General features: G+C 66.9%; 19 protein-coding genes and 1 pseudogene. 13 read left to right on the top strand and 7 right to left on the bottom strand.

Translation table 11 applies throughout. From position 1 onward, the window contains the following. The 3 genes from BLT59_RS29240 to BLT59_RS31580 form a co-directional block, all read left to right on the top strand. The coding region (locus tag BLT59_RS29240) for a flagellin (protein ID WP_280141099.1) at positions 1 to 738 on the top strand (738 nt) is incomplete at its 5' end. A gap of 435 nt (positions 739 to 1,173) precedes the next feature. Next, entirely contained in the window at positions 1,174 to 1,419 is a 246-nt protein-coding gene (locus BLT59_RS29235; RefSeq protein ID WP_091789418.1) for a hypothetical protein, read from the top strand. Further along, positions 1,419 to 1,559: a hypothetical protein gene (locus tag BLT59_RS31580; protein WP_173009467.1), complete on the top strand. Its 141-nt coding sequence runs from the start codon at positions 1,419 to 1,421 to the stop codon at positions 1,557 to 1,559. Before BLT59_RS29235 ends, BLT59_RS31580 begins: the two co-directional genes overlap by 1 nt. A 211-nt stretch (positions 1,560 to 1,770) precedes the next feature. Here the strand turns inward: BLT59_RS31580 and BLT59_RS29230 are convergent, their stop codons facing one another. Continuing rightward, the gene (locus BLT59_RS29230) at positions 1,771 to 2,001 is read right to left on the bottom strand and encodes a hypothetical protein (protein ID WP_091789416.1); all 231 of its coding nucleotides are present in this window, start codon (positions 1,999 to 2,001) and stop codon (positions 1,771 to 1,773) included. 576 nt (positions 2,002 to 2,577) lie between these two features. On the opposite strand from BLT59_RS29230, the gene BLT59_RS29225 reads away from it, so the two are divergent. The 8 genes from BLT59_RS29225 (at position 2,578) to BLT59_RS29190 (ending at position 10,765) form a co-directional block, all read left to right on the top strand. After that, on the top strand, positions 2,578 to 2,865 hold the full coding sequence (locus tag BLT59_RS29225; protein ID WP_091789413.1) for a hypothetical protein: 288 nt from the start codon (positions 2,578 to 2,580) through the stop codon (positions 2,863 to 2,865). A gap of 81 nt (positions 2,866 to 2,946) precedes the next feature. Continuing rightward, entirely contained in the window at positions 2,947 to 3,843 is an 897-nt protein-coding gene (locus BLT59_RS29220) for a LysR substrate-binding domain-containing protein (protein ID WP_091789410.1), read from the top strand. Between the two features lie 211 nt (positions 3,844 to 4,054). After that, positions 4,055 to 4,804: an SDR family NAD(P)-dependent oxidoreductase gene (locus BLT59_RS29215; protein ID WP_091789407.1), complete on the top strand. Its 750-nt coding sequence runs from the start codon at positions 4,055 to 4,057 to the stop codon at positions 4,802 to 4,804. A 10-nt stretch (positions 4,805 to 4,814) separates the two neighbouring features. After that, positions 4,815 to 5,678 (top strand): transketolase, encoded by an 864-nt coding sequence (locus BLT59_RS29210; RefSeq protein WP_091789403.1) that lies wholly within the window; start codon positions 4,815 to 4,817, stop codon positions 5,676 to 5,678. After that, positions 5,675 to 6,697, top strand: a complete 1,023-nt coding sequence (locus BLT59_RS29205; RefSeq protein WP_091789400.1) for a transketolase family protein — start codon at positions 5,675 to 5,677, stop codon at positions 6,695 to 6,697. Before BLT59_RS29210 ends, BLT59_RS29205 begins: the two co-directional genes overlap by 4 nt. After that, a complete protein-coding gene (locus BLT59_RS29200) occupies positions 6,688 to 7,575 on the top strand; it encodes an NAD(P)-dependent oxidoreductase (RefSeq protein ID WP_091789397.1) in 888 nt (295 codons plus the stop codon). Before BLT59_RS29205 ends, BLT59_RS29200 begins: the two co-directional genes overlap by 10 nt. Positions 7,576 to 7,707: 132 nt before the next feature. Beyond that, positions 7,708 to 8,724, top strand: a complete 1,017-nt coding sequence (locus BLT59_RS29195) for a TRAP transporter substrate-binding protein (protein ID WP_091789394.1) — start codon at positions 7,708 to 7,710, stop codon at positions 8,722 to 8,724. A 148-nt stretch (positions 8,725 to 8,872) separates the two neighbouring features. After that, the gene (locus tag BLT59_RS29190; RefSeq protein ID WP_091789391.1) at positions 8,873 to 10,765 is read left to right on the top strand and encodes a TRAP transporter large permease; all 1,893 of its coding nucleotides are present in this window, start codon (positions 8,873 to 8,875) and stop codon (positions 10,763 to 10,765) included. 518 nt (positions 10,766 to 11,283) lie between these two features. Here BLT59_RS29190 and BLT59_RS29185 read toward each other — a convergent pair. The 5 genes and pseudogenes from BLT59_RS29185 to BLT59_RS29165 form a co-directional block, all read right to left on the bottom strand. Next, positions 11,284 to 12,921: an acyl-CoA synthetase gene (locus BLT59_RS29185; protein WP_091789388.1), complete on the bottom strand. Its 1,638-nt coding sequence runs from the start codon at positions 12,919 to 12,921 to the stop codon at positions 11,284 to 11,286. Beyond that, complete coding sequence (locus BLT59_RS29180; protein WP_091789385.1) at positions 12,921 to 13,955, bottom strand: TRAP transporter substrate-binding protein; 1,035 nt, start codon at positions 13,953 to 13,955, stop codon at positions 12,921 to 12,923. The genes BLT59_RS29185 and BLT59_RS29180 overlap by 1 nt, the downstream gene beginning before the upstream one ends. Positions 13,956 to 14,523: 568 nt before the next feature. After that, positions 14,524 to 15,036 carry an ureidoglycolate lyase gene (locus BLT59_RS29175; RefSeq protein WP_091789382.1) on the bottom strand — a complete coding sequence of 171 codons (513 nt, stop codon included), beginning with the start codon at positions 15,034 to 15,036 and terminating at the stop codon, positions 14,524 to 14,526. Beyond that, complete coding sequence (locus BLT59_RS29170; RefSeq protein WP_091789379.1) at positions 15,033 to 15,872, bottom strand: bifunctional allantoicase/(S)-ureidoglycine aminohydrolase; 840 nt, start codon at positions 15,870 to 15,872, stop codon at positions 15,033 to 15,035. Before BLT59_RS29170 ends, BLT59_RS29175 begins: the two co-directional genes overlap by 4 nt. A gap of 54 nt (positions 15,873 to 15,926) precedes the next feature. Continuing rightward, positions 15,927 to 16,263 (bottom strand): annotated as a pseudogene (locus BLT59_RS29165) (hypothetical protein); the annotation flags it as partial. Positions 16,264 to 16,523: 260 nt separating this feature from the next. Here BLT59_RS29165 and BLT59_RS29160 point away from each other — a divergent pair. Further along, positions 16,524 to 18,338 (top strand): acyl-CoA thioesterase, encoded by a 1,815-nt coding sequence (locus BLT59_RS29160; RefSeq protein WP_091789376.1) that lies wholly within the window; start codon positions 16,524 to 16,526, stop codon positions 18,336 to 18,338. 7 nt (positions 18,339 to 18,345) lie between these two features. Here the strand turns inward: BLT59_RS29160 and BLT59_RS29155 are convergent, their stop codons facing one another. Beyond that, on the bottom strand, positions 18,346 to 20,556 hold the full coding sequence (locus tag BLT59_RS29155; protein ID WP_280141098.1) for a putative bifunctional diguanylate cyclase/phosphodiesterase: 2,211 nt from the start codon (positions 20,554 to 20,556) through the stop codon (positions 18,346 to 18,348). On the opposite strand from BLT59_RS29155, the gene BLT59_RS29150 reads away from it, so the two are divergent. After that, positions 20,512 to 21,805 (top strand): CHASE3 domain-containing protein (locus BLT59_RS29150; RefSeq protein WP_280141097.1); only part of this gene is annotated, 1,294 nt, incomplete at its 3' end. The two genes, BLT59_RS29155 and BLT59_RS29150, sit on opposite strands and share 45 nt — an antisense overlap.

Raw genomic sequence — 21,805 nt, 5'->3', positions numbered from 1 at the left:
GGCGCCGGCGCGATCTTCTCCCTCGACAGCACCGGCACCAAGATCGTGCTGAACGCCCAGGCTGACGTCGAATTCCAGAACGCCGCCAGCCAGGCCGCGCTCGGCTTCACCTCGTCCTCGACCACCGCCTCGACCTACACCGCTGGCGGCGTCACCGCCTCCACGGTGGTCAGCAGCGACCTGTCGATCTCCGGCGTGACCCAGCGCGCCTCCCTGGCCCAGCAGTACAACAACCTGCTCAACCAGATCACGCAGCTCGCCGGCGACGCCAGCTACAACGGCGTCAACCTCATTGCCGGCAAGGGCAATGACATGAACATCAAGTTCAACGACACCGGCAGCTCCAACCTGAACGTCGCCTCGGTGGACGCGACCGCCAGCGGCCTCGGCCTGTCGGCGATTACCAACTCCAACAGCTCGACGAGCCAGACCGGTCTCGGCAACTTCCTGCTCAACGCGGACGTCAACAAGACGCTGGCGACCCTGACGAGCGCCGGCAACAGCCTGAACTCGGCGGCGAGCACGCTGGGCTCGAACCTGTCGGTGGTGCAGAACCGGCAGGACTTCTCCAAGCAGCTGATCAACGTGCTGCAGACCGGCTCGGCCAACCTGACCAATGCCGACCTGAACCAGGAAGCGGCCAACTCGCAGGCGCTGTCGACACGTCAGTCGATGGGCATCTCGGCCCTGTCGCTCGCCAACTCCGCACAGCAGGGCGTTCTCCAGCTCCTGCGGTAAGCGCCACCGACGGCGAACCGACGGCCGGCCGGGTTCCCCGGCCGGCCTTTTTCGTGCCTCCGACACGGAAATCCTGTTGGCCTCACCCGGCAGGTATGGCGTTCTCGCAATGGATTCTGGGCGCCGCTCTTCCGCCTGTCCGGTCAGCCGAGACGTGGCTTGGCCCACAGACATCGGCATGTCGGGCGCCGACGGGACCTATGCGGCGTGGCGCCTTCGATGCTCCATCGGAGCATTCGTCCCTGGGTCGATCCTGGCGATGCCCCAGATGGACGACGCGTGGTGGCTTCGCATTGGCGGTCCGGCGGGTGGTGCCTGGACGGAATGGCGGACCCGATCCAAAGGCGGTTTCGTTCGCGGGGTTGCCAAGCTTAACCATATCGGCCAGCCTGTACGTAGGTAATGCGTACCGTTCCGAGCCAAGCCGGAGTGCCGATGCGGGTGAATCACGATCGCCGCCTTCTCAACAAGGCAGCAGAGGCCCGAGATTGCCGGATTTCGATCCGCAAAAGGGCAGACGCCTCATGGCCCGGCGATCACAGCCGGCTCTCCGCGCTGGAAAGCACCGGCCACGTCCAGCGGATCGGCTCGCACGATGGTCTGGAAGCTTCTGTAGCAGTCTGGCAGATCACCTCTTCCGGGCTGTCCCAGCTTCAGGTCCTGACGTCGGGAGCCGAATAATGGCTTCCATCAAGATCCGCGCGACCGACGACGGCACTTTCGTGGTCTATCGCAACGGCGCGGCCGTCGCGTCAGGACTGACCCGCGAGCAGGCCGAGCGCTGTGCAACGGTTCTGAGCTGGATAGCCCAGGGTCATTGACGGCTATCAGTTCCCGGCTGCGATGAAGCAGGCTGCCGAACGCCAAGCTCGGGTTCCGCGGCACCTGATCCCAAGTCCGGGCAGCGCTCAAGTCTCTCCTGATCCGACACCTGCGTTCACCACGCCAGGGCCGCACAATGTTGTTTCCGGCGTCATCGACATCGGAGTACGCCTCTGCCTATGCCTGCCTTCGAGACGGCGTATGGCACGCTCACTCGGCAGCCTTCGCGCCCTGCGTCTCCCTTTGAGCCTCGTGTCGAGCGCTCTTGAGCACGCGTTCGCGGCCCTGAGGCTCCTGTATCGCGTGCCATAAGCAGAGCAGCTCGTAGGTCATAGTGGCGTCGCCCGCTTCGCCTTCCGACGCGTAGAACCATTCGACCGGACAGCCCATGACGGCTGCGATCTCGCGCAGACGCGCGTCAGCTCGAATATCAATGGCCATCGGAGACAGTTTTCCCATACGCCACTCGGGCAAGGGCTAACACCGCGCAACCATCGGCAGCAAGGGATCGTTCTGTACCAGAGATGATCTCGGCGTATCAGTTCGTCATGTTGCGGATGTTTGATCCGTATGAACGCCGCGTTGGAGGAAGCGTCCGAAAGATCCGCGGAGGTGTCATCAGTTCCTGCTCCGCGCAGGCCTGCGGATATCGTGTCTCTCAGCGAGTAAGATGCCTTGATTCCGGGCCTAACGATACGGAGATTCTATCGTGATCGTCGCAGTCCGGCGCACGATCCTACAATCGCCCGTTGTGAAGTCGTTCGAATTGGCGATGAAAATCTGATCGCTCGGGTCGATTGTCCGTCCTTGAGAGCACGAACAATCCATGGCGGAGCGACCGGCCTCGCTCCGTACGGCGCCCGACACCACCAGCCCCCAACGGCAAGCAATCGCTATCGCTGACCGGCGAAAATAACCGGCAAAAGCTTCATATTAACGAATAATTAACTGTCATGCCGCGACCATCTGGCAGTGATCGGGCGCAGGACTCGGCCACACAGATCGGGCGAGGCTCCGATGATCGTCTTGATTGCGGCGGGGATAGCAAGCGGCCTCACGACAGCGGCAATCCTGACCCCGGTGAGTCCCCTCGCCGCTCTGGTTATTGCGCCCCTGGCGGCCAGTATGTCGGTGGTCCTCGCCTGCATCCTCATCGCTTGGCGCAACGCCCGCTACGATCTCGGGCCATCCGACCTAGAGGTAGAGACCGATTCGATGGTGGCCGCCCTCTGCGAGGTCGCCCAGCGGGGCAAAACCGCACCTCATGTCGCGAAGGTCCGGATCCGCAATATTCGGTCGGCTTGATCCAGTCGCGCGTCGAGCCGTGCGCCACCACTGCGGCGGCGCCGTTGCCAGCGCCGGAGATCGCGGCTCATTCTGCCCGGGATGAGGCCGCCCGTTCCCCTGTCCGCCGTCCGGATCTTCGAGGCTGCCGCGCGGCGTCGCTCGTTCAAGGCCGCCGCCGGTGAGCTCAACCTCTCTCCCAGCGCGGTCAGTCACGCCCTGCGCAAGATGGAAGAGACCCTGGGCGTCGTCCTGTTCGAGCGTGCGGGTCAGGGCATAGTTCCGACCCCCGCCGGCGAGGCGCTGTGCGACCATGTCGGACGCGCCTTCGCGGAACTCAACCGCGGCTTCGACCTGGTGGCGAATCGCGGACCGCAACTGCTCCGGCTGCACTGCGCGCCGAGCTTCGCCGCGCAATGGCTGGCACCGCGGCTCGCACGCTTCCTCAGCGCGAATCCGGACTTCGAGGTGCGTCTCGCCGCCGGTATGGACTACGCCCGCTTCATCACCGACGAGTTCGACGCCGATATCGTCTACGGTCCGCCCCGCGGTGAAGGTCTGGTGCGCATGCCGCTGGGCCTGGAGACGGTCACGCCGCTCTGCAATCCCGCGAGGGCTGCGCAGATCCGCGAACCAGCCGATCTGCTGAAGCAGACCCTGATCCAGAGCGACAACAAGCAGGTGCGCTGGTCCCACTGGTTCGAACGTAACCAACTCGCCGCGCAGCCGAGCGCGGGCATCCGCTTCGACCGGAGTTTCCTGGCCCTCGCCGCCGCCGCGGACGGGCTCGGTGTCGCCCTGGAATCCACCCGCCTCGCCGAGCGGGAAGTGGCAGCCGGCCGCCTCGTCGCGCCGCTGGCCGGGCGCGGACAGGATATCAGCTATATCGGCCACCACTTCGTCTGCCCGCTCGATGCGCGCCGCCGCGCGCCGTTGCGGGCCTTCGCGCGCTGGCTCGCGGAGGAGCTCGGGATCGCGCTGAGCCCCGACCTGGGCTGACACCGGGAGAGGTGAACCGGATTCACCTACGCGTGCAAATTCCGCGTTTGCCGCCGATGCGGCGGCGCGGCACTCTTCCCGCAACAACACTGACGAGGGAGACGACGCCGCAGGCCGCCGGATGCGCAGCATCACGGTTTCCGGCCCGACGTCCCCTCCGTCATGACGACAGGTTCGATCCCGCGCTGGCGCGGGTCGCCGGGAGGATTCCATGCTTCTGAACGATCGGGTGTGCGTGATCACCGGCGCGGCCTCTGCGCGCGGCATCGGAAAAGCCACTGCGCAACTCTTCGCAAAGCACGGTGCCCAGGTCGCGATCCTCGACCTCGACGCCGGCCAAGCCGAGGCCGCGGCCCGCGAGATCGGTCCCGGCCATATCGGACTGGCCTGCAACGTGACCGACCGGGCGGCCTGTACGGTCGCCGCCGACGAGATCGTGGCCCGTTTCGGCCGGATCGATGTGCTCGTCAACAATGCCGGCATCACCCAGCCCCTCAAGATCATGGAGATTGGGCCGGAGAACTACGACGCCGTTACCGACGTGAATCTGCGCGGCACGCTCTACATGAGCCAGGCGGTGATCCCAACGATGCGCGGTCATGGCTCCGGCGCCATCGTGTGCATGTCGTCGGTCTCCGCCCAGCGGGGCGGCGGCATCTTCGGCGGCCCGCATTACAGCGCCGCCAAGGGTGGCGTGCTCGGCCTCGCGAAGGCCATGGCCCGCGAACTCGGCCCCGACGGCGTGCGGGTGAATTCCGTGACGCCGGGCCTGATCCAGACCGACATCACCGGCGGCAAGCTCACCCCGGAGCTGAAAGATGAGATCGCCAAGGGCATCCCGCTTGGGCGCCTCGGCGTGGCGGACGATGTCGCCAACGCCTGCCTGTTCCTAGCCTCCGACCTGTCCACCTACATCACCGGCGCGGTGATCGACGTGAACGGCGGCATGCTGATCCATTGAGGGCCGCGCCATGACGTCTCCATCCCCTACCGAGCGGCCCCGCGCCGGTTCCAACGTACCGCTCGGCGAGCGCGCCTACCGCATCCGCCGCCACGCCCTGCGCATGGGCGAGGTCCAGGGCCAGGGCTACATCGCCCAGGCGCTCGGCATCGCTGACGTGCTGGCGGTGAGCTACTTCCACGCGCTGAGCTACCGGCCCGAGGACCCGGAATGGGAGGGGCGCGACCGCTTCCTCCTGTCGATCGGCCACTACGCCATCGCCCTCTACGCGGCCCTGATCGAGGCCGAGATCCTCCCCGAGGACGAACTGACGAGCTACGGCGGCGACGACAGCCGCCTGCCGATGTCCGGGATGGCTGCCTACACGCCGGGTATGGAGATCACCGGCGGGTCGCTGGGCCACGGGCTCGGGATCGCGGTCGGCATGGCGCTGGGGCTGAAGCGGAAGGGCTCCAAGAGCTTCATCTACAACCTGTTTTCCGACGGCGAACTCGACGAGGGTTCGACCTGGGAGGCCGCCATGTCGGCCGGCTCGTTCAAGCTCGACAACCTGATCGGCCTCGTCGACGTCAACGGCATGCAGGCCGACGGAGCCTCGACCGGTGTGCTCAACTTCGAGCCGCTCGCGCCGAAATTCGCGGCGTTCAACTGGTTCGTGCAGCGGGTCGACGGCAACGACATCGACGCGCTGGTGAAGGCCTTCGACGCCGCCCGGCACCATCCGGGCCCCGAGCCCCGAGTCATCATCTGCGACACCCGCATGGCGAAGGGGGTGCCCTTCCTCGAAGCGCGCGACCGCAATCACTTCCTGCGGGTCGAGCCGGACGAGTGGCGTCAGGCCCTGTCGATCCTGGACGAGGGGAGAGTGCGGTGAGACGCTCCAAATACGAGAAGCCTGCCCCCCGCGCCGGCAACGGCGCCAAGACCTCGGCGATGATCGCCTCGCTGGCTGCCCCCGGGCAGCGCACCAAGGTGGCGCCTTTCGGCCACGCCCTGGTCGAACTGGCCAGGACACGGCCCGACATCGTCGGCCTCTCGGCGGATTTGTCGAAATACACGGACCTGCACATCTTCGCGCAGGCCCATCCCGAACGCTTCTACCAGATGGGAATGGCCGAGCAGCTCCTGATGAGCGCGGCCGCCGGTCTCGCACGGGAGGGGTTCACGCCGTTCGCCACCACTTACGCGGTGTTCGCGGCGCGGCGCGCCTACGACTTCATCTGCCTGGCGATCGCGGAGGAGAATCTCGACGTCAAGATCGCCTGCGCGCTGCCCGGCCTGACCACCGGCTACGGTCCGAGCCATCAGGCCACGGAGGATCTCGCGATCTTCCGCGGGATGCCGAACCTCACGATCATCGATCCCTGTGACGCCCATGAGATCGAGCAGGTCGTGCCCGCCATGGCGGCACATAAGGGGCCGGTCTACCTCCGGCTCCTGCGCGGCAACGTCCCGCTGGTGCTCGACACGTACGGCTACACGTTCGAACTCGGCAAGGCCAAGGTGATCCGCGACGGGCGCGACGTCCTGGTGATCTCGTCGGGCCTGATGACCATGCGCGCTCTGGAGGTGGCCGAGGCTCTGCGTGACGACCGGGTCGACGTTGCGGTCCTGCACGTTCCGACGATCAAGCCCCTCGACACGGCGACGATCCTCCACGAGGCCGGGCGCGGCGGCCGGGTCGTGGTGGTGGCCGAGAACCACAGTGTGATCGGCGGCCTCGGCGAGGCGGTGGCCGGCCTCCTGATGCGCGCAGGTGTGATGCCGGGGCGCGGCTTCCGCCAGATCGGCCTGCCGGACGAATTTCTCGATGCCGGCGCCCTGCCGACGCTCCACGACCGCTACGGCATCTCGGCCACCGCGATGACCCGGAGCATTCGGGCATGGCTCTGAGCCGCCTCGCCTTCGTCGGCCTCGGCGCCATGGGCCTGCCGATGGCGATCAACCTGGTCGCGGCGGGCTTCCCGGTGCACGGCTACGACCTGCGGCCTGAGAGCCGCAAAGCTCTCGAAACCGCCGGCGGCACGGCGGCCGAGACCCCGATTCGGGCGGCCGATGGCGCCGACGCGCTCCTCCTGATGGTGGTCAACGTCGCGCAGGCCGAAACCGTGCTGTTCACCGAGGGCGCCCTCGACGCCCTTGCACCGGACGGCATCGTGGTCCTGATGGCGACCTGCCCGCCGCTGGCGGTGGAACATCTGGCCGAGCGCGTTGCGGCGCGCGGTCGACGCTTCGTCGACGCGCCGGTCTCGGGCGGAGTCGTTGGTGCGCAGGCGGCCAAGCTCACCATCATGGCCGCGGCGCCCGCCGAGACCCTGAGATTCTTGCGGCCGGTCCTCGACGCGCTGGGCGACCGGATCTTCCATGTCGGCGAACGCGCCGGACAGGGCGCCACCGTCAAGGCTGTCAATCAACTCCTGTGCGGCGTCCATATCGCGGCGGCGGCCGAGGCGCTGGCGCTCGCCGGTCGCGTCGGGGTCGATCTCGACGTGGTGCTGGAGATCCTTTCGGGCTCCTCTGCCGCGAGCTGGATGCTGGGCGACCGCGGCCCCCGGATGCTGGAGGACATGCCGCCGGTAACCAGCGCGGTCGACATCTTCGTCAAAGACCTCGGCATCGTGCTGGAGGCCGGCCGCGGCGCCGGGGCGGCGCTGCCGCTGGCGGCGCTCGCCCACCAGCTCTTCGTCTCGACCTCCGGTCGCGGCGACGGCACCGCGGACGACAGCCAGGTGATCCGCGCCTACCGCCTGCTCAACGGCGACGGTGCCTAGGCATCCGCGAACGACGCGCGATCGGGGCGCCGGATTCGGACCCGCCGATCGGGGATAACAACGCGGACCGTACCCTCCACCGTCGATCAACGGCGGGGATCGGGCAGCCCCAAACATCCAGGGAGTGAAACCATGCGCGACACGCGTCTCAGTCGCCGCGGCCTGCTCGTCGGCGTGGCCACCCTGCCGGCCTTCAGTATCCTCACCCGCCGGGGTCAGGCCGCCGAATTCACCTACAAGCTCGCCACCGGCCAGGATCCGACACATCCAGTCAACCTTAGGGGGCAAGAGGCTCTCGACCGGATCCGCGAGGCTACGAATGGCCGTCTGGAAATCAAGCTGTTCCCGGCCAACCAGCTCGGCTCGGACACCGACCTGCTGGCACAGGTTCGCAACGGAAGCGTCGAGTTCTTCAATCTCGCAACGTCGATCCTAGCCACCTTCGTGCCGGCCGCGAGCCTGCCGAACACCGGCTTCGCCTTCAAGGATTACGACGCTGTCTGGACAGCCATGGACGGCGAACTTGGCGCCTGGGTCCGCCAGCAGATCGCCAAGACGCCAATCCTCGCCGTGTCCAAGGTCTGGGACAACGGCTTCCGGCAGATCACCTCCGCGACCCGCGAGATTCGGACGCCGGAGGACCTGAAGGGGTTCAAGATCCGCGTGCCTCCCGCGCCGATGCTGACCTCGCTGTTCAAGGCGCTCGAAGCCGGTGCGGCGCCGATCAACTTCAACGAGCTGTACTCCTCGCTCCAGACCAAGGTGGTCGAGGGTCAGGAGAATCCCCTTGCCATCACGGCCACCACCCGGCTCTACGAGGTGCAGAAATCCTGCAGCCTGACCGGGCATGTCTGGGACGGCTACTGGATTCTCGGCAACAAGCGGGCGTGGCAGCGGCTGCCCGAGGACCTGCGCCAGATCGTGTCGCGGGAACTCGACCGGTCCGCGACCGACCAGCGCGCGGACGTCGCCAAGCTCAGCGAGTCCCTTCGGCAGAGCCTCACCGCCAAGGGCATCAGCTTCATCGACGTCGACCGGGCACGGTTCCGCGAGGCCCTGGGACGGACCAGCTTCTACAAGGACTGGAAAACCAAGTACGGCGACGTGGCCTGGTCGCATCTTGAGGACGTGTCGGGCAAACTGACCTGAAGCGCTTTCCACCGGATCGGATAAGGGTATCGGAGAACGAGAGCGCCAAGACGCACGACAGAACGCTCAACAAGACGCACCAACAAGACGCACTTGGAGCCATTCCCGCGGGCAGCGGCATCGGGACCGGCTCCGACGGGAGGGCGCCATGCAGATCGATATCGCGGCCGTCGAGACGACGGCGGGGGTTGAATTGACCGGGCCGCCCCTGCGCGCCCGAACCTGGCTGCGCCGGCTCGATGCAGGGCTCGGCCATCTCGTGGAGATTCCGGCGGCGCTCCTCGTGCTGGCCGAGATCGGGGTGCTGCTCGGGGGCGTCGTGAGCCGCTACGTGTTCCGTGAGCCTCTGGTCTGGTCGGACGAACTTGCCTCGATCCTGTTCCTGTGGCTCGCCATGTTGGGGGCCGTGGTCGCCTTCCGCCGTGCCGAGCACATGCGCATGACCGCCTTCGTCGCCATGAGCGGACCGCGCCTGCGCGCCTTTCTGGAGACGGTCGCCCTGGTAGCCGGCCTGATCTTCGTGGCGCTGCTGCTGGAGCCGGCCTGGGAATTCGCCAGCGAGGAGACCTTCGTCCAGACGCCCGCGCTCGAGCTGAACAACGCGTGGCGCGCGGCCGCCCTGCCGGTCGGGCTGGGCCTCATGCTGATCGTCGCGGTGATCCGCCTGCTGGAAACCGCTGACTGGAAGCTGACGGCGGGCGCGCTCGTGCTGGGCGCGGCGTTCGCTGCCGGCCTCGTGGCGCTCCAGCCTTGGCTGATGGACCTCGGCAACCTCAACCTGCTGCTGTTCTTCGTCTTCGGCGTCGGCGCGCTGGTCTTTGCCGGGGTGCCGATCGCCTTCGCGTTCGGCCTCTCGACCTTCGCGTACATCACGCTGACCACCAACGCGCCCTCGATGGTGGTGGTGGGGCGCATGGACGAGGGCATGAGCCACTTGATCCTGCTCGCGGTGCCGCTCTTCGTGTTCCTCGGCCTGCTGATCGAGATGACCGGCATGGCCCGGGCCATGGTCGGATTCCTGGCAGCGCTGCTCGGCCACGTCCGGGGCGGCCTGCACTACGTGCTGGTCGGCGCGATGTACCTCGTCTCGGGGATCTCCGGCTCGAAAGCCGCCGACATGGCCGCCGTCGCCCCGGTCCTGTTCCCGGAGATGAAGGCCCGCGGCGCCAAGGAGGGCGACCTCGTGGCGCTGCTGGCCACCACGGGCGCGCAGACCGAGACGATCCCGCCCTCGATCGTGCTGATCACCATCGGATCGGTCACGGGCGTCTCGATCACCGCTCTGTTCACCGGCGGCCTCCTGCCGGGCCTCGTGCTCGCCGTCACCCTGTGCGCGCTGGTCTGGTGGCGCTACCGCGGCGAGGACCTGAGCCACGTGGCCCGGCCGTCGCGGCAGATCATCGGCCGATCCTTTCTGGTGGCGATCCCGGCGCTGGCCCTGCCCTTCGTCATCCGCTTCGCCGTAGTTGAGGGCATCGCCACCGCCACGGAAGTCTCCACCATCGGCATCGTCTACGCGGCGCTGGCGGGTCTTCTGATCTACCGTCAATTCGAGTGGCGGCGGCTCTACCCGATGCTGGTGACCACAGCGACCTTGTCCGGGGCGATCCTGCTGATCATCGGCGCGGCCACCGGCATGGCCTGGGCGCTCACCCAGTCGGGTTTCTCGCAGACTTTGGCCGAGGTCATGAAGAGCCTGCCCGGCGGGGCGCTCGGCTTCCTGTTCGTCTCGGCGGCCGCCTTCATCATCCTGGGCTCGGTGCTGGAAGGCATCCCAGCGATCGTGCTGTTCGGCCCTCTGCTGTTCCCGATCGCCCGGGCGGTGGGCGTCCACGAAGTCCACTATGCGATGGTGGTGATCCTCGCGATGGGCATCGGGCTGTTCGCGCCGCCCTTCGGTGTCGGCTACTACGCGGCCTGCGCCATCAGCCGCATCCATCCCGACGCGGGGATGCGCCCGATCGTCGGCTACATTGTCGCCCTGCTCGTCGGGCTCCTCGTCATCATCCTCATTCCCTGGTTCTCGATCGGATTCCTTTGAAGGCGTACGACCAGGGACGAGTGTGCCGGGAGGGTCAGATCATGCCGGCGGCGCCGGTTCGCAGGATCCGCTCGCGCTGCTCGGTGTAGCGCCCGGCGGCGGCGCGCTGCACGGCAACACCAAGACGGCCGACGAGGTTCGCGAGAGTGGTCATCGTGCCCGATCCCGATCAGCGCCGGGCGGGCTGCCCGGCTTGTTGCAATGCAATATGCGGTCGGTCCGGCAGATGCGTCAGGGGGCATCGCGCGCGGGCTGTCATGCAGCGCGAACATGATGCCGCGGGGAGGACGCCTCCCGGCGGTCAGGCTGCGTCGAACGCCCGCCCTCGATCGGGCGTCGTGCAGTCGGAGCGGCTCACCGGATCCTTGTTCCGCATCGACGTCCGGCTTCGGCATCGCCGACATCGTGTGGGAAGCGATGCAACCCGATTGCACGACGACGGCCGGCGGCCCAGAATGGCTTCGCTTCCCTCACAAAAACGGAGGGCGCCGCCGTGGCCGACATGAACAGCGAAAGGCTTATCGACCTCTCGCTGGCGCCATCTCATCGCGCGGCAGGTCACCGCGCTCTTCGAGTCCTTCGCGAATCGCGCGCTTCGTCACCTTGCCATAGCCGGATTTCGGCAGGGCCTCCCAGAAGAACACCCGTCGAGGCAGCTTGTAGCGGGCGACTGCTTCCGACAGCCACGCGATCAAGTCCGCCTCACCCACCGACATTCCGGGACGCGTGACGCAGACCGCAACGCCGACCTCGCCCCAGGCCGGGTCCGGCACACCGAGGATCGCGGCTTCGGAGATCGCCGGATGCGTCAGGAGTTTCTCCTCGATCTCGCGCGGATACACGTTCGAGCCGCCCGAGATGTACATGTCGGAAGCGCGGCCGGTGATGAACAGGAAGCCTTCCGTGTCGACATGGCCGAGATCGCCGGTCCGGAACCAGCCGTCGCGGAACGCCGCCGCGTTGGCCTCCGGGTTGTCATAGTAGCCCGCGAAGACGGCGGGCCCGCAGACACAGATCTCACCGGTCTCCCCCGGCGGGCACTCGCGCCCGTCCGCGTCCTGGATCTGAACCTGCATGCCGGTTCGCTCGACCCCGCAGGTGCCGACCTTCACATCAGGGCCGTCCTCGGCCGAATGCAGGCGGGGCGGCAGCACAGTGATGTTGCCGGTCACCTCACCGAGCCCGAAATACTGCACCAGCACCGGTCCGAGCACCCGCAGCGCGTGCTGCTGGTCCGCGCGGTACATCGGCGCGCCCGCATAGATCACGTGGCGCAGGCTGGAATGATCGTGCGCAGCGACCGCCGGATGCTCGGTCAGCAGCTTCACGATGGTCGGCACGGTGAAGAGGTTGGTGATGCGCCAGCGTTCCACGAGCGCCCAGACCTCCGCGGGGTCCAGGCGCTCGGCGCCGGTGAGCACCGTCTTGGTGCCGGACGCGACCTGAGCGAGCTGGTGGATGCCGGCACCGTGCGAGAGCGGTGCGACGACCAGGGACGCGTCGGCCTCGGTCGTTCCCGGCATCAGGTCGCAGAGGTGATTGGTGACCACGAAGGCCATCTGGCCATGGGTGAGGACCGCCGCCTTCGGGCGTCCCGTCGTGCCCGACGTGAAGAAGAACCAGCACGGGTCATCGTGCTCGACATCGGCCGTGCGCGCGGATTGGAACCGATGCTCGGCGACGAGAGCGTCGTAATCCGCTCCGAAGGCCTGTCCGCCGATCTCGACCACGCGATTCAGGTTTGGGCATGCTGCGCGGACGGCGGCAGCGTGGTCAGGGAACCCCGCGCCGCAGATCAACGCGGAAGCGCCGCTGGCGCGCGCGAGATACGCCACCTCCGGCGGCGTCTGCCGGAAATTGGTCGGCACCCATACGGCGCCGAGCCGGAAGCAGACGAACATCGATTCGAACAGCTGATTGCTGTTGCGCGCCTGGACCAGAACGCGGTCACCCTTGGATACGCCGCGGGCAGCGAGTGCTGCCGCCATGGCGTCAACCCGGGCGTCGAGTTCGGACCAGGTCCAGCTCCGCGCGCCCCAGGCCAGACCCACCGCATCCGGAAACCGGCGCGCGGCCCGGCGCAGGAAATGCGCGAGGTTCATCACCCGCCGGGAGCACGGCGCGACCCCGCCGCGCGGCGCCCCCACGGTGCCCATCAGGTGAGCTTCCCGCAGGCCTTCTCCAGCAACGACCAACCCTCTTCGCCGTAGCGGCTCTTCCACTCGGCGTAGAAGCCGGCCTTGCGCAGCTTGTCGCGGAAGGGCTCCGGATCGGGCTTGTTGAACACCATCCCGTTCTTGGAAAGCTCAGCCTGCAGGTTGGCGTTGAGCTGCGCGACGTCGGCCCGCTCCTTGAGCCCGGCAGCGTCGATGTGGCGGGCTACCATCGTGCGCAGGTCCGGCGGGATACGCTCCCAGGCGCGGCGATTTGCGAGGAACCAGTACCCGTCCCACATGTGGTTGGTCAGCGAGCAGTACTTCTGAACCTCGTAGAACTTCGTAGTGGAGATCACCGCCAGCGGATTCTCCTGACCCTCGACGATCTTGGTCTGCAGGGCCGAATAGGTTTCGTTCAGATTGATCGAGGCCGGCGCGGCGTCAAAAGCCCGGAACATCGAGGTCCAGAGCGGGGAGACCGGCACGCGGATCCGGAAGCCCTTGAAATCGTCGGGGGTGGCGATCGGCTTGGTCGACGAGGTCGTCTGACGATAGCCGTTGTCCCAGATCTTCTCCATGGTGACGAGCCCGGCCTTGGCGATCTGCTGGCGGACCCAGGCGCCAAGTTCGCCGTCCATGGCCGGCCAGACGGCGTCATAGCTCGGGAAGGCGTAGCCGATGCCGTTGATCGACGCGTTGGGCACCAGCGTCGAGAGGATCAGCGGCGACATCGTGAAGAACTCGACGCTGCCCGAGCGCAGCTGGCTCAGGGTGTCGGTATCCGAGCCGAGCTGGCTCGACGGGAAGATCTTGAGATCGAACCGCCCTCCGCTCTCCGCACGCAGGGCATCCGCCATCTCGCGGGCGCGGATGTTCATCGGATGCGTGTCGGGCAGGTTGTTGGCGTATTTGTAGGTGAAATCCGCCCGCTGCGCCCGCGCCACATGCGGGGCCGCCATGGTGCCGGCGATCAGCGCCGTCGAGCCCGTCGCGAGGAATCGCCGACGGGACAGAGGCGTTCGAGACAATGACATGGCGGCCTTTCCGGTAGGGGCACGTCGGCCCGGCGCTTCCTCGGGTCCGCGTTGGTGCGGACTCCATCGTTGCGGCTTCGATAGCCGCTGACCGGTGCCAGTCAACGGACTTTCGCGGCGTTGCCCCCTGGATTGATTGCATCCGCACGGCCCTGACATGCTGTGCGCGGCCGGCGGTCCCGATCACGCGAGCCCCGTCGTGCGACGGGCTGCCGCCGAAGGACGGGTCGACGCACCGCGCGCCCGATCCGGCACGGTGTTCTGGCTTCATGCGCTGGGAGGATCGTCCACGCACCGCCTTCTCTGGCGGTTCACCGGCGCCGTGTATCGTGGGTGTGGCCGGTAGCCCGGAACCCGGACGCACCGTCGGTGAAGGCTTGGCGCACGGGCGCGTGTCGATGTCGCGCTCCGCTGCGCAGCCCCGCGATGACGGGAGCGGCGGTGAACCTTGCTGCATGTCCGAGCTTTTGCAGGAACCGGCGCGCCCGCGCCCTTCACCGGAGGTTCGCCGAACCCGTCTCTCGCCCGAGCGTCTAGAAATTACGGATGACGAGATCTGCAGGCGCCTTCAATCCAGAGCGGGCAGATGCACGGTCCAGGGCTCCGCGAACGTGTACTCCTCCAGGTTCACGCCCGGTCCACCGCGGTCGACCACGACGAAGTCCTGCCTTTGACCGTAGGGCGTGAGCACGCCGTGCCACGTGTTGCGGGCGTAGCAGACCCCCTGTCGGGGGCCGGTGATGAAAGCCTGGGGCCGGCCGGGCCAGCCGTTCTCGTCCGGGGCGACCACGACCAGGAATGGCGCCGCGGTCAGAGGCAGGAACGCCTGCGCACCGAGCGGATGCCGTTCCACCAGGCTGAGGCGCAGCGGCACTGGGTAGGGTTGCGCCTCCACGAGGCCGATCACGACGCGGGCGCCCTCGCCGACAACCTCGATCTCGGCGAGATCATGGAAGCGGCGCGCCGTTCCGGCATTCATCGGCCGAGGCGCGACAGCGTCGGTATCAATGACCGCGCCGAACGGCGCGAACGCCGCTGCGGTCAGTGGGCGGGCGACGATGTCGCGAGCCGACGTGCTCAACGGCTCAGCCCTTGAAGCGCCAGCGCCGGATGCCGATTGACGTCCTTGTAGAGGAGATACCGGAACGGGCCGGGCCCGCCCGCGTAGCAGGCCTGCGGGCAGAAGGCGCGCAGCCACATGAAGTCGCCCGCCTCGACCTCGACCCAGTCGCGATTCAGCCGGTAGACCGCCTTGCCCTCAAGAACGAACAGCCCGTGCTCCATCACATGCGTCTCCTCGAACGGGATCGAGGCGCCCGGACGCAGGCTGACGATGTTCACATGCATATCGTGGCGCAGATCGTCGGATGCGACGAAGCGGGTGGTCGCCCAGGCCCCCTCCGTCCCGACCATCCCGGCCGGCTCAACCGCTGATTCGTGCGTCACGAAGGAGGTCGGCGCTTCCAGCCCCGCCGCCGGCTGGTAGGCCTTGCGGATCCAATGGAATCGCACCGGGCCGTCGCCCTCGTTGCGCAGGGTCCAGGCCGCGCCGGGGGCGAGATACGCGTAGCTGCCTGACCGGAGGGCGTGCCGGGCACCCGCGAGCCCGAGGCTCGCCGTGCCCTCCACCACGAACAGCACGCCCTGGGCCTGCCTCTCCGGCTCCGGGCAATCGCTGCCGCCGCCTGGTGCGACCTCCATGAGGTATTGAGCGAAGGTCTCGGCGAAGCCCGAGAGCGGCCGCGCCAGGATCCAGGCCTTGGCCTTGTCCCACCCCGGCAGGAGGCTCGTGACGATGTCGCTCATCACACCGTGCGGGATCACCGCGTAGGCCTCGGTGAACACGGCGCGGCCGGTCATCAGAGCCGTCTGGCCGGGAAGGCCGCCGCAGGGCGGGTTGTAGGCTCCAGCACTCATAAAGGGTCTCCGGAATCCGATGTCATGCTGAGTAACCGTGTCGTGCCGGATCCGTCACGCGGAATGCGGCTGCGGGATCGACGTCTCGAGGCTCGCTGCCGTGTCCGTCGTGTCCTCGCCGTTCAGGACCCGGTGCGCCTGGGCGCAGTCGATAGCGCCCCCGGGCTGCGATGACGACGGTCGCGACGCAATTGCCGATCAGGCTTCCGAGCGCCCGGGCGATCCCGACGAACCAGTCGACGGACAGGACCAGAACCAGCCCGATCACCGGGATCACGAGACCGACGGTCGATTCCCTTATGCCGAGCCGCTCCATCTTGCGCATGACCTGCGGCAGCACGCAGTCGGAAGGCGCGGTGCCGGCCACGATGGTCAGTTCCTCGCGCAAATAGGCGCTTCCGCATCTCTCACGGGACGCGACAAGCGTAGTCGGTCAAGGGCCGCGGGGCCGCCGGGCCTCCACCACGCGCATTCGGGCGGTTTGCCCGCCTCAGCCGCGCTCGGCGACCCGGGGGTCGCCGGCCTGGGAGAGCAGCGCGATGCAATTCGCGGGGTGGATATCTTATATCCAGCTTCTTTTTCGCCGGGCATATTCCCGAAACGAACCACATCCGCTATTGCTGTTCCGGGTACGGAGCGCTTGCAGACACAATGCATTCCCAGTTCATCCGCTCCGCGACCTGGGCGCCCACGATTGCTTTGTCGTGGTTCTGGGGCCTCGGCTTTTTCTACGCGATCCACGTGACCCTCTCGTATGGATGGCTCGGGTTTCTTGCCTTCGCCCTTCCGAATGCGACGGGGCTCGGCCTGTTCGGCTGGCTGCTCGGGGCGCCGCGCCGGAAACTGGACGCCATCGTGGCGGCCGTGCAGGGGCCCTACGCTCTCCTCTTCCTGGGGGCGCAGTTCTTCGCGGTCGCCATCACGATCTTCGGATTCGCGGCCTATGCGTGGCTTCCGCTGTTCGGTCATGACGCCGCAGTGGGCGTGATAGCCCTGGTTCTCATTGCCTGCTCGATCGGGCACGCAGTCCCGCTGCGCGGAATCCGGATCATCCACGGGGTGGCGCTAGTCCTGGGGCTTTCGGCGAGTGCGACGCTCTTCGCCGGCTTGCCCGTGCATCAAGTTGGCGGGGAGGTCCCGCTCCACGCCTTCGACGAGCGTTTCTACGGGCTCATCGTTCCCTCGCTAGTCGGCTTCCTGCTCGGCCCGTGGATGGACATCCAGCAGTGGCAGCGCGCCGCCGAGATCCGGCGCACGGGCGGATCCGTACGCGTCGCCTATGTCGCCGGCGCCGCCCTGTTTCTCGGCCTTCTGACGATCAACGCGCTGCTCGCAGCGCGGGCAGGGCTCGGCGCGCCCGTCATCTCGTCAGATGGGCTGCCGGGCGCATACGCGGCCGTCGCGCACGCGATCGGGCGCGAATCCCTGACTGGCGTCACCGCTGCCTTCGTCGTCTGGACGGCGATTGCGGCCGCCACCACGATCGACAGCTTCTACAGCGCGACGCGCTGGCTCGGAACGTCGATCACGGCGCGCAGCAACTCGCCGCTCCTCGCCTTCGTGCCGGCGGGACTCGTTGCCTCTCCCGTTTGGATCCTAGGCGCGGCGCTCGCCGCCGCCGCGGCCGCAATCTGGGCAAACCTTTCGCTGCTTTATTTGATGGTGCCCTTCGCGACGCTCCTCGTCGGAGCGGCGGCGTGCCTCGTCTGCGAGACACTCGGCGCGGCGCGCCGGTACGACTCGGTCCTCAATGCCATGATCGGGGCCACGGCGAGCCTGATCTTCGTCACCGGCTATCTGGCACCGAGCTGGGCGCTCCTGGCCATCGCGCCGCTCATCGGCCTGATCGGCGCCCTGCCGATGATCGCGCAGGTGCTCGGATGGCGTGGCTCGCAGCCGGTAGGAGAGCTGATTCCCTCGGCGGAGCGGGCGCCGCGGGCCGCACCAGTGCCGGTGGCGCTGGACCGAACGGATACCGTCGCCTCCCATGGCTTCGACGGGCACTGGTTCGTTCTGCGCCTGATCCCGACCTACGACGACACGAATTCGGTCGGAAACGTCTATTTCGCCAATTACGTGCGCTGGGTCGGCAAGGCGCGCGAGCTCTTCTTCAACATCTGCATGCCGAATTTCGACCTGAAATCTACGGATTTCTATATCCTGACGAAATCCTTTCATCACGACTTCCGGCGCGAGGCCATGGAGTTCGAGCCGGTCACCATCCGGATCTCGATCGCGAGCCATAACCGGAAATTCGTGACGCTGGCGCACGAGATTCACAGCGAGGTCAACGGCCTGCTCGGCCGTGGGGAACAGTCGCTCATGTTCGTGGATACGGTCCACTACCGGCCGCTCGATATCCCGCGCACCATCGTCGAGGGATTCCTGCCGTACTGGCCGAAATCGTCGCCGCACGGGGCCGACGGTAAGTCCAGCCCGGCCGGCGTAGCGCCGCTCGGCGCCTGAGGGCACCTTACGCTGCCCGAACCGCCGCCGGGAGGAGTTGACGGCTGCGCGCCAGCGCCCCGGCCTGCTCGGCCGGAAGCGGCTTGCTGAACAGATAGCCCTGGAACTCGTGACAGCCCTGGTTGAGCAGGCAGATGCGCTGCGCATCCGTCTCGACGCCTTCCGCCGTGATCGTCATGTCGAGGCTCGTCGCCATGTCGATGATCGCACGCACGATCGAGGCTGCGCTGCGCTCGTGCGGGAGGTCGCGGACGAAACTCTGATCGATCTTGATCTTGTCGAAGGCGATCCGGCGCAGGTAGCTGAGACTCGAATAGCCGGTCCCGAAATCGTCGAGCGAGAGGCGCACGCCCATCTCACGGAGTTTGACGAGCGTGGCATTGATCGCCGGCGTAGCTTCGAGGAACACCGATTCCGTGACTTCCAGTTCCAGGCGCGGCGCGTCCAGACCGGTCGTCCGGAGCGCGGAACGCACGAGTTGCGGCAGATCCGAATGCCGGAACTGTCGCGGTGATAGGTTGACGGCGATCCGGATATCGTTCGGCCAGCCGACCGCGACCCGACAGGCCTCGCGCAGGATCCATTCGCCGAGCGGGATGATCACGCCCGTTTCCTCGGCAAGGGGAATGAACTCGCCGGGCGAGACGAATCCCCGCACAGGGTGCTTCCACCGCAGCAGGGCTTCGAAGCCGCGCACGCGACACTCCTTGGCCGCGACGATCGGCTGGAAGTAGAGGAGGAACTCGTCGCGATCGAGGGCTCCCCGCAGGTCAGCGGTCAGGGCCCGACGTGCCTCGATCCGTTCGTCCATCTCCGCTTCGTAGAACCGGTAGCCGTTCCGCCCCTCGCTCTTCATGCGATAGAGCGCGAGATCGGCCCGCCGCATGATCTCCTGACACCCATCCTGCGGCGCGATGGCAATGCCGATGCTGACGCTGACGCTCAGCCGGATGCCATCGATGGTGAACGGTGAGGCGAGCGTTTCGACGATGCCGCCCGCGAGCGCCTCGACGGCGTGCAGGTCACGGGCACTCCGGCCGGTCGCGAGAACCGCAAACTCATCGCCCGCGAGGCGGGCGAGTTGCACGTGTGCGGCCTCGAAGCTCCGCAGCCGCTCGGCGACGGATTTGAGGAGCTTGTCGCCGGCTGCGTGGCCGAACGTGTCGTTGACGCTCTTGAACTCATCGAGGTCGAGTGCCAGCACGGCGAACCGTTCGCCCTGCGCAAGCCGCTCCCGCGCCGCCTCCTGAAGTTGATGGAACAGGACCCGGTTCGGCAGATCCGTGAGAGAATCGTGCAGCGCGAGGTAGGACAGGCGCTCCTCGGAGCGCCGCTTCTCCGTCACATCCGAGCCGACGCCGCGATAGCCGGAGAACACGCCGGCGCGATTGAAGGTTGGCTTTCCGCTCAAGCACCAAGTCCGTCGCTCGCCGGCGATATCGAGCTGCAGGTGAAGATTTCGGAAGGCCCGCCGCTCCGCGATGCAGCTCCAGAGGGCGGTGCTCGAATGGCTCTTGGGCGGTGCAAGCGGCGGAAGGAGGAGCCGCTCCAGGGGCAGGCCCATCAGCTGTCGCTCGGAGGAGCCGGCGACTTCGATCAGGCGCTGCGAGACGTGTTGGAGATGCAGGTCTGCGTCTGTCTCCCAGAGCCAGTCGCTGGCACTTTCCTCGAATTCGTTGAGCAGAAGATGGGTGAATTCCTGCTGCCGCTCGAGCTCGATCTGCGCGATGACCCGCATCGTCAGCAGACGGCTGAGATGAAGGATCGTGAAGCAGATGAAGATCGAATAGAAAAACAACAGGACGGCGACATAGATGTAGAAGGGCTCGCCCGTCGTCGCTAGGGCGATGAACGAGCCGATGATGATAAGACCTGAATAGCTGATGGCGACCCGGGGCAGCACCGCCGCGCTCATTCCTGTCGCGATCAGACCCGCGATGCTGGAAGCGATCAGGAGCCGCCCGTTCGGATCAGCCCCGGCAAACAACATGACCGGGATGGAGGCCAGGAGCAGCCCATAGGCCTGAGCGGCCAAGACGACCTTCTGGACGAAGGACGGCGCAACCTCGAGGGGTTTGGGGCGCGAGCGCCAACGCCAGCACTGCTGAAGCGAGACGACCGCCAATGGCAGGACGAGTGCCTCCAAGCCGGCGAGATAGCCGCGATTCCCCGGATGCCAGAACAGGTAGACGATGACCTGAACGACGCTGAGACTCACAAGAATCGTGAAAGGCACAAGACGAAGCGCGACGTCGACCTGCTCGACACGCGCGCGCGCCCTGAGATTCGCGTCGAGTGGATCAGCCTTGCGATCGGTATCGATCAGGAAAGAAATCAGCATCTCACGGAACGCAAACGCCTGTTGCACAACCATTACGATCGAGAACTGCGGGTCGCGCTGTTTAGATGCACACACGATCGCTATGTTGCACAACTACAAGTCGCCTGTCGGTTTACAATACGTAAACATCGGCCGCGGCGCGGCGGCGGTCTCGCCGATTTGAGGGTGTCGCCGTCTGAGCATGACGTCATGGCTCGCATCGACCGGGCCGCGGCGCTAAGAGGCCAGTGTACCTCGGTCGCGGCCTCACCGGCTCCGTCCGCAGGTCCGAGCAGGATGCAGCAAAACATGCCCCAAACGCTGGGACTCAACCGCCTGTTGGGCGGTGCAATCGGTGTCATCGCACTGGTATCGGTCCTGAGCAGCGGCGCGGTCCTGATCACGGGCGATCAGTTGCGGGAGGCGACCGATGCCCGGAGCCGCTCCAACCAGCTGATCCGCGCCCTCGACAATTTTCGTGCGGCCATGCTCAATCAGGAGACTGGGCTGCGCGGCTACCTGATCACGGGGCGCGACGGCAGCCTCGAGCCCTATCGCACAGGTCGCCTAGCCCTGGATGAGGCGATCGACAGGCTCAGGAGCCTGATCGGCCAGGATCCGGAGCGGACGCGCCTGCTGGCCGACGCCGTTGCGGCAGCCCGCAGTTGGCAGACCGAAGTCGGCGAGGTCGCCATTCGGATCGCGGCCGATCCGGCAAAGCGCGACGAGGCGGTCCATATCGAGGCGAATGGTCAGGGCAAGCGGCTGTTCGATACCTTCCGCGAGCGGCTCGCCGCCATCGAAGGGCTCGAAGGCGCGGTACGAACGGCGCTGGCCGAGCGTGTCGTGCGGGGCGAGCGCAACGAGAGCGTCGCCCTGTGGGGCGGAACGCTTCTGACACTCCTGATCTGCCTTGGGATCGGCGTTGCGATCAACCGCCTCATCGTCCAGCCGCTGGTGCGCGTGATGAGTTTCGTCGAGCGGGTCGGCGAGGGAAACCTGTCGGACCAGCTGGAGGTGCGCACGGGTGGCGAAGTCGGCCGTCTGGGTGTGACGCTGAACGCGATGGTGGCGGGTCTGTCGGATCTGGCGCGGACCAACCGTGCGGCGACCGCGGACCTGAACGCGGCGGCGGCCGAGATCCGCG

The organism is Methylobacterium sp. UNC378MF (assembly GCF_900103195.1).
GTDB lineage: Bacteria > Pseudomonadota > Alphaproteobacteria > Rhizobiales > Beijerinckiaceae > Methylobacterium.
This window is presented reverse-complemented; position numbering and strand designations above follow the sequence as displayed.